1 protein-coding gene is annotated in these 6,261 nt (G+C 64.4%); it reads right to left on the reverse strand.

Annotation, left to right across the window (positions count from 1 at the left end; genetic code table 11):
- Positions 1–6,261: AMP-binding protein (locus tag GTN70_11805; GenBank protein ID NIO17643.1), on the reverse strand; the 6,261-nt coding region annotated here is incomplete at both ends.

Raw genomic sequence — 6,261 nt, forward strand, 5'->3', positions numbered from 1 at the left:
TGCAGATCGCTGTTGCGCAGGGTGTTGCTCTCTTTGGGCTGGTTGATCTTGAACTCGACCGTGGCGATCGAATCATCGCCTTCGATCGAGTGGTACAGCAACCGCAGGAGCGAGAGCTCTTCGGCGATCCGCACTCCCTGGGCCAAGAGAAGATCGCGCTCGGAACGGACCCCGTCGAGGTTCGTCACCATCCGATAGGCGGTGGAACCGGAGGCCCTGCCGTTTGCCTGATCGCTGAAACCCCGGGGAATCTGATCGGCGTCGAGAACACGGTCAGGACCGTGGAGGTGATAGATACCCCTGTCGATCTTGTCCCGGAAGGTTTTGGCCTCGTGGGGCTCGTACATGTGGGAGCCGGCCATTTTGATGACTTTCTCCCGTGCAGTCGGCCGGTCGCTGAGCTCCTCAGGGTTCGCCGGGACGAGGATGGTCCGCTGCACCATCCAGCCCTGGGCGAGGTTGTGGGTGAGTGTCAGGTCCGCGGTTGTTTCACCATAGACGACGCGCCCGGTCTGCTCGGTCAAGAGCGCCACGTTGAGCCCCAGGTGGTCCCGGCGGCCGCTGTCCCATATCGCGTCCCACAGTCCCGAGTGGTTTGTGTTGTAGGGAGCGAGTGCGTTCTTGACCACGCTCACCGTCTCCGAGTTGAATCGGGTCTGGGCGTCCCTGCCGGGCCAGCTCTCGTGGGCCTCACGCTCCGGGTCGAAACGTCCCTGGTCAATGTCCGGCATGTGGTCGGGCCAGAGCAGCTTCTTCTTGCCCTCCCCCTTCCGCAGGGCCTCGACGTTCTGAATCCTCGTCTTCCCGAAGCAGCCGGCGACTGACTCCTGCCGCAGCAGCCAGTTCTGCTGCTCCTGTGTCTCGGCAAGCACCGTCACGCGGGCACCGAGGCGGTCCGCCCCGGTGATAGCATCGATAGCCAGACCGTCTCTGCCCCCGGCGTCTGCATTGGCCCCGTAATGAATCAGCACGTTTTCCCCCAGACAAAGGTCGGCACCGTCGGGGCCGAAGGCTTCGGCTGCCGTCAGGCGCGCATCGAACCCGTTGAAAGTGCCGTAGAGACCGAATGCTCCCGAGAACCAGGCCGTGCGGCTTCCACGGGCACTTGGCCGCAGCAGCCGGAAGTCCGCCGCCGTGAGGGGCCGGCCGGCATGCTGCATGATCTTGGTGGGACGGTATCGTGCGGGAACGGACTTCACGAGACGCTCAACGGCCCGTTGCCACTTGGCAAGATCTTCGGGATCTTTTGTCGGGGCGGGACGCAGGGCTTCAGGGTGTTCCTCGCGTATGATGAAGTGCAGGTCAGCGCGCGGGTGGCGCCTGCGGACGAGGTCCGCAACTTCCCGGTTGCGCACATACGTCAGGATCGGGATCCCGAGAGGCGTGGCCATGTCGATCGCAAGCGACCCGGTGTGGCCGCTGCCGCCGTGGACCAGCAGCACGTCCTCCGGAGTAAGATGGAGCTTTTCGGGGCTAAACAGCGCATGTTCAACGGTGGGGCCATCCAGGATCAGGGTCGCCGACAGCGGCAGGGGCATATCGACGGGGACCTCGATGAGGTTGCCCGTGTCGAAGGTGGCAAAGGCCTGCAGGGTCGCCTGGTCGCCGCCGCCCTGGTAGCCGCCGATGTGCCCCTCGCGCTGCGCGTCCAGGGTGACGGTGGGGGCCTGACGGTTGAACACCATCGGGTCAACGAGCACCAGCTGTCCGATGGCGAGGCGCCCCTCCTGCTCCGCCTCGGGAGAGAGCTCCATGACCTGACCGACGGCNNCCTTGTCCCCCAGGACGTCCACCGGGTCGGATGTGATGCCGTTGATCACGTTGTGGGTGGCGCCGGCATAGAGGATCTGGATCAGAGCCTGGCCGGGCTTCGGCGTCGGTGTGGGGCGCAGGAAGGTTCGGAGCCCCAGAGCGGGGTCCCGGTGCACCATACTCATGCCGTCCCTGTTTCGGGCTATCCCGTAGGCCTCCTGATAGGGTAAAACTGCGTCGATTCCCGGGCGAAGGGGCGCAGTCCCGAGGCGCTTGACGAGGCGGTCGGGGATGTTCACGCAGGACTCCGCCATCGGCGCGTCGGGCCTAAATGGTGCGGTCACAGCCTCGTCACCCTCGCGGGAGGCGATGATCCGGTCGAGCAGGTTTATGATGGTCCCCTTCACCTTCAAGCCGTCGGTGTTGGGCATACCCTGGAACAGCGGGTCTGCGCGGAAAAACTCGGTGTCCCCCTCCCTGATCTGGGCCCTGACCTCTTCGGGCCGCAGGGCCTGCTGCATCTGCTTGAGTGTCTCCAGGGGCTTTGCGGCATAGAATTTGACCAGCTCGTACATGATCTTCGCCGTGAGGGTCATCGGCAGGAAGGTCTCCTCGCCTTCGAAACCCGGAACCTCTGCCGGGAGGAAGACGATGTCCTGGACGTCCGGTTTCACCTGGGGGTTCAGTTTCTGATTGATCGTCTTCTGTACGAGATCGATCAGGTCCTGGCTGGGCTGGATTCCCGGCTGCAGCGCCGCCACGACGACCGGCGTCCGGTCCCTGGTGGGGTGGGGAATGAAGGTCACGCCGACTTTCCTGAAGTACCGGGTGTGCTCGTTCAGCACGTTCTCGTACATGGTCTCGTTCACCAGGTGGCCGTAGACGTTGGCTATGTTCCCCGAGCGCCCCGCTGCGTAGAAGGTCCGGGGGGTAACCGGGTCGTCGGGTCCGTCCAGGATCAGCGCGTCCGAGGGGGACCCGGGATCGTAGAGCACCCGCACCCAGTAGGCCGAGTCGCCTCCGTCGTGGGCCAGTCGTTTCCCCCCCCTGCCCTTGCCGGGCCAGTCGGGGGCAAATCTGTGGTCGAAGTATTTGGCGGCAGTCAGGGCCGCATCGGGCCGTGCCGGCATCTTCTTTCCCTCGTTGCTCCCCATGAGCCATCCCATGCGGTGCGGCTGGGCACCCTGGTAGAGCAGCTGGCCGATTATTCCCCTGCGGCCCCGCCCCGATGCCGTGATCAGGGACTCGGTGACCTTGCCGGGAGATTCGACGCGGTTTCCCTCCTCGTCCTCCAGCCGGTCGGCGATCACCGGGTTCACCCACGGCAGGGGGAGGATCTCGGGGTGCTCGTGGTCCATCTCGATCGGGGTCCGTACCCGTGCCACCACCTCTGCGGGTTCCCGGGTCCCGACGAGCCACGCAAGCTCCGAGCGGTAGGCATCAACGCAGCGCCCCTCGACGCTCGGGCGGCGCTTGAACGTGGCGTGCTGCGAACCGAAATCCTCGGTCCGCCAGAGGGAGTTGATGGCCACGTCACCCAAAAGTGCCCGGATCCGGGCGTGGGTCGGGTAGGAGTAGGGAGCCGCGCATCCGCACGTTCCCGGGGCCCCCTCCCTCTGGAGCGACGAAACGTCGAACCCCCCCTTCTCGGGGTCAAAGAGCCCGTCCACCTTCGACATGGCCTCGTAAATGGGAGAGCCGGCCTTCAAAAATGAGGCCTTGTAGTCCTGGACGACCTGGGCGAGCCTCCGGGGGGTGGGCACGAAGCTCTGGAGTATGAAGCTTCGCCCCTCCATCATCGGATACCACAGGGAGTAGGCGGGCCCTACGATCCATCCGTAATCCGTCGATGTGTGGTGGATCTCGTGGGATGCCAGCCCGAATGAGTTGAACATGGTCTGGGATCCGGACACTATGGCGCCCACCAGCGAGATGATGCCCTTTGGTTGACCGGTGGAGCCGCTGGAGTAGCTGAGGAAGGCGGGCTCCCCGCCCCCCATTTCCACGGCCGTGAACTCGTCGATGGTACCGCCCCGTTCCTCGAGCTTCTCCTCCGTCTGTTTGATCGCATCGTCCCAGAGGATGTCTCTGCCCGGTTTGAGGGGAGCACCCGTAAGCAGGCCCAGCTTCGTCAGGCGGTCGTAGACGATGAGCTTCTCGTCGCGCTCGTAGGGCTGCTCGAATGCCGAAAGGAGGGAATCGATGACACGCTTCTGCCGCTCGATGCTCTCTAAGTGCTCCACGCCGATACCCTGCTGCCTGGCGTGGCGCAGGATGAAGTCGGAGACTCCCAGCCTCTGTTCATCGGTGAGGAAGGACTCCACCGTCGTCTTCGGGACACCCGAAACGACCCTACGCAGGTGATTCTTCAGCCAGTCGCGGTGGCGCATCTCGACCGCTTCCCCTGCGGCCTCGAGGACATCGGCCCAGTGATTTTTCAGCTCCGCGGCGAGCTCTCCCATATCGCCTTCCCCCGGCCCTTTCCTTTCGCCGGGGCTTTCCTTTCCGCGGACCTGGCGAAGGGCAGCCGTCAGCACCGGCGCGTAGCGCGCGAATACCTCTTCTTCCCGCAGGGCCGCTTCCGCCCGAATCTTCGCCCGGCGGATGGCCTCGTCACGCACCCGGAGCGCCTGCTTGAGGTTCTCCCCGGCGGCTTCGTCAAGGGAGGTGAGCACGACGCGCTTTATGTGTGCCTCGTGAAGTACCCCGAGAAACTCGGACATGGCATCGCGGCTGTAGGTGACCTTTCCCTCGAGCCGGTCGGTCACGGCGGCACCGACGTCCCGGGCCTCCCCCTCCAGCCCCTCCGGCAGCGAGCCGAGCGCCGCCTGGAGGCGCTCCGTGAAGACGGCCTCTGGCAGATACCGGCTCAGGGCGACGTCGACGGAATCCTTTTTCAGCTCCCGGGAACGGTCGCCTACCCGGTAGCCGTCCTCGGTGATGATGAGTTTGGCGCCCATGTTGTAGACGGTATCGCTGAACATGTCGGGTCCCTTGGCCCCGAAGAGAAAGTGGTAGGTGGCCCCCACCAGGGTCACCGCCAGCTGGGCGATCAACCCCTTGATGTCGGTGGACATGTAGATGACGACCATGTCCCCCGGCGCCAGCCCCATGTCGACCAGGACGTTCGCCAGGCGGTTGACCTCCCGCCGGATCTGGGCATAGGTGTAGGTCTCCACGTCCACGTTCTTGCCGTCCTTCTGGTCTTCGCCGATGTTTATCACGCGGCGTTCGTCGATAAGGCCCTGTTCCTCGAGCTGGTCGAAGATCGCCCGGGTGGGGTTGATCCTTCCGTCCTCGAAGCGGCGGACCACCGGGTAGCTGGAAAGGTCAAGGGAGACGGTTGGCCGCTTGCTCCACGCGTAGGGGTAGACCATGTCGAGCTCGAACTTCTCGGGATGGGTCAGCCAGGCGCGACGCACTACGCGCCAGCCCATCTGGGTCTCCATGAGCGACCTGACAACGCCGAGTTCGTCGGTGACCCGTCCGTCTGACCACTGGGAGTTGCGAAGATCCACGTGCAGGCTAACGGTCCTTTCGGGATTGCCCTCTGCGCTGAAGACCCGTCTCTTCTCCCCGCAGTGGTAGTCCCCACCAAAAAGCAGGTACTTCTCGTCCCCGTAAGCAAATGGCGTGTCTTTCTCGAGCCGGGAGCCGGTGGGGATGGGTGTGGCCGGGATCTCCGTTCGAAATCCCTTCGCGTCGGACAGAACGATTCGATCCAGATGGCTGCCGGCCTCCCGGGAGACGATTCCCTTTCTCAAGCCGAGGACGCCCTCCAGATGGGCGAAGCCGGCGGTCATCTCCTGGGAGAACTTCAGCTCCACTTCCCGCGCCTCGTCCTCGCTATAGAGGCCTTCCTTCGCGAAGGTGTCGATCAGAAACTCCGTTACCCACACCGCCTGGGCCGAGGACGATCGCATCGCGGCCAGGGATGTTTGCGCAAAGAGGTCCCCGCCTGCTGCTGCCTGCTCGAGACTGGCGAAGATGTCCCCCAGGTACCCCTGGTTTTCCTGGCCGTATCCGAAGTGGCGGCCGATTTTCTCCGTGAGGTCGGAAACCTCGCTCGTCAGGGACTCGCTGGTGCCACCCCTCTTCTCCAGGAGAGCGAGGATCCGTCCGTTATCCAGGTGACCCCCGGCATGCCGCAGTTCGCCGATGAACCCTTCCACGTCCTCTTCTATGTACCCCTGGGCCAGCCCCAGGCCTGTCGCCTGCTTTCCGCCCATCGGCTGCCCGGTCAGCGCGTAGAACAGCGCTGCCGCATGCCCTATGCGCCTTGGCAGAAACCAGGTGGCCCCGTTCCCGGGGATGAGGCCGAAAGCGACCTCGGGTATCTGGATCCGCGAGGTGTCGTCGGTGATCATGAAGTCGGCAGCCGCAGCGATGCCCAGGGCAGAGCCCGCGCACAGACCCCGAACTACGCTGATTGTCGGGATGCTCAGGCTGCGAATCTTATCAGACAGGATCTTCAGGTCCCCGAGGAACCGGAAAGCCCGCTTCTGCTCG

Source organism: Deltaproteobacteria bacterium (genome assembly GCA_011773515.1).
Lineage (GTDB): Bacteria > Desulfobacterota > Deferrimicrobia > J040 > J040 > WVXK01.